The 2,332-nt window shown below is 58.6% G+C and carries 2 protein-coding genes; both read left to right on the top strand.

The window, feature by feature from the left end:
- Window positions 1–201 precede the first annotated feature (201 nt).
- Window positions 202–1,458 (top strand): ISAzo13 family transposase, encoded by a 1,257-nt coding sequence (locus WB402_RS14075; RefSeq protein WP_424208923.1) that lies wholly within the window; start codon window positions 202–204, stop codon window positions 1,456–1,458.
- Between the two features lie 165 nt (window positions 1,459–1,623).
- Window positions 1,624–2,286, top strand: a complete 663-nt coding sequence (locus WB402_RS14070) for an IS630 family transposase (protein ID WP_424208921.1) — start codon at window positions 1,624–1,626, stop codon at window positions 2,284–2,286.
- Window positions 2,287–2,332: the final 46 nt, after the last annotated feature.

Here is a 2,332-nt window from a genome sequence, read left to right as displayed (position 1 = left end):
CCCCGACACAGAGGCGTTCCACCCAGGCGAGGTAAGCCGCACAAAGCTCTCGGGTCCACTGTGCGGGCTCGCGCACCTGCGCGTGCTGCTGCGCGAGCCAGCGGCCGACCTTGAAGAGGATGGTGCGGAAGGTCTGGCGCACCTTAGGAGCTGTAATGATATAACATTTACATTTCTCTGGGGCAGGTATAGCCTTTGAGCATGGAGACAGAGCGTTTGGTCCACGAGGTGTTTGTCACCTTAGCGCCTCATCTCAATGAGCGGCAGAAGCGTCTGACCGCGGCGGCAGAAGCGAAGGCATTGGGCCGTGGAGGCATCACGATGGTGGCTCGGCTGACCGGACTGAGCCAGCCAACCATCCTCAAGGGGTTGAAAGAGCTGGGCGGTGTGCGCGAAAGCATGCAAGGTGAGCGAGTCCGACGGGTGGGGGGCGGAAGGAAGAAGGCGCGGGACAGGGACTCAGGGCTCATGGAAGTCCTCGAGCGTTTGGTGGACCCCGGGACGCGTGGGGACCCCATGTCGCCCCTGCGCTGGACGTGCAAGAGCACGCGCCAGTTGGCGGAGGCGTTGGCCGAAAGAGGGCATCGCGTGAGCCATCGGGTCGTGGCCGATTTGTTGAAGGAGCAGCGCTATAGTCTTCAGGCGAATCGCAAGACCCTGGAAGGAAGCTCTCATCCGACGCGGGATGCGCAGTTCCAGTATATCAACGACCAGGCCTGTGACTGCCTCTCGAAAGGGCTTCCTGTCATTTCAGTAGACACCAAGAAGAAGGAGCTGATCGGTCAGTACAAGAATGGTGGCCAGGAGTGGCATCCAGCCAGCCACCCAGAGAAAGTCAATGTCTATGATTTTGTGAATCCGGAGGTGGGCAAGGCCATTCCTTACGGGGTCTACGACATGGCCCACAATGTGGGCTGGGTCAATGTGGGGTGCGATCATGACACCTCCGCGTTCGCCGTCGAGAGCATCCGTCGCTGGTGGAGCGCCATGGGCTCGGAGCAGTACCCGCGGGCGGACAAGCTGCTCATCTGCGCTGATGGCGGTGGCAGCAATGGGTCGCGGGCGCGGCTGTGGAAAGTGGAGTTGCAAGCGTTCTCCGACGAGACGGGGCTCAAAGTGACGGTGTGTCACTTCCCACCCGGAACGAGCAAGTGGAACAAGATCGAGCATCGACTCTTCTCGCATATCAGCATGAATTGGAGAGGGCGTCCTTTGGTTAGCCACGAGGTGGTCGTGGAACTCATCTCCGCCACAACCACGCGCACCGGCCTGACGGTGAGGGCAGAGCTTGACCGGGGAGCCTACCCCACCCAGATCAGAGTATCCGACGAGCAGATGGCACGCGTGAGACTCCAGCGCCACGAATTCCATGGGGAATGGAACTACACCATCTGCCCTGCCCTGCCACGCCGGTTTCAGATCAGCAAGTGTAAACATTATTTCGTAACAGCTCCTTAGCGCTTCGCTCAGTGGTCGTGCCGCCTCAATACAGGTTCGACGGATTCATGATCCTGTTAGGGAGCCTGATATGCGTAATAAGTAGTCCAGCATAAGTTTTCGAGCATTTCTTTGTGGGTTCGAAGAGTAGACAATACGGATAGCGAACAACCTGCAGGTGACGGGATGAAATTTGTCAGGCCGCTGGATGAAGCGGAAACAGTGACTTTGCAAGAAGCTTATCGGAATGGCCCAAGCTTTCGGCTGCGTCAACGTGCCCATGCCGTGCTGTTGAGTGCGCGTGGCTTCACGGTTCCCCAGTTATGCCGGGTGTTCGGCGTGTGGCGTAACGCGGTCATCGGCTGGCTTGACAGTTGGCAGGAGCAGGGACTGTTGGGGCTATACGACCGCCCGCGCAGTGGCCGCCCGGCGCTGTATACGGACCAAGAGTGCCAGCAACTGAAGGAGTGGGTGGACCAAGAACCGCGCCAACTGAAGCAGGCGCTGGCCAAGCTGGCAGCGCACACGGGCAAGCAGTCGAGCCCGGACACGCTGGCACGCTGTCTGAAAAAGCGTTTCCATTACGTGTGGAAACGTTGTCGACGCACGCTGAAACCCCGACGGGACGCAGCGGCGTTCCGCCGAGAGCAGGAGCTACAGAGTTTTTTGCATGAGCTCGAAGCGCAAGGCAAGTGTCGGATGTACTACTTTGACGAGGCCGGCTTCAGCACCGTTCCGTGCGTTCCCTATGCCTGGCAGCCGCAGGGTGAAACCCGTGGATTAGACAGTCAGCATAGCAAGCGGATCAATGTGCTAGGGCGTGTTCACAAAATAAGCGCATCACATTGATTTTATAGATTTTTCTGGAATCACCACAAAGCAGGAATCATCGCCA

The sequence above is a fragment of the Sulfuricaulis sp. genome (assembly GCF_049587675.1).
In the GTDB taxonomy this organism is placed as follows: domain Bacteria; phylum Pseudomonadota; class Gammaproteobacteria; order Acidiferrobacterales; family Sulfurifustaceae; genus Sulfuricaulis.
This window is presented reverse-complemented; position numbering and strand designations above follow the sequence as displayed.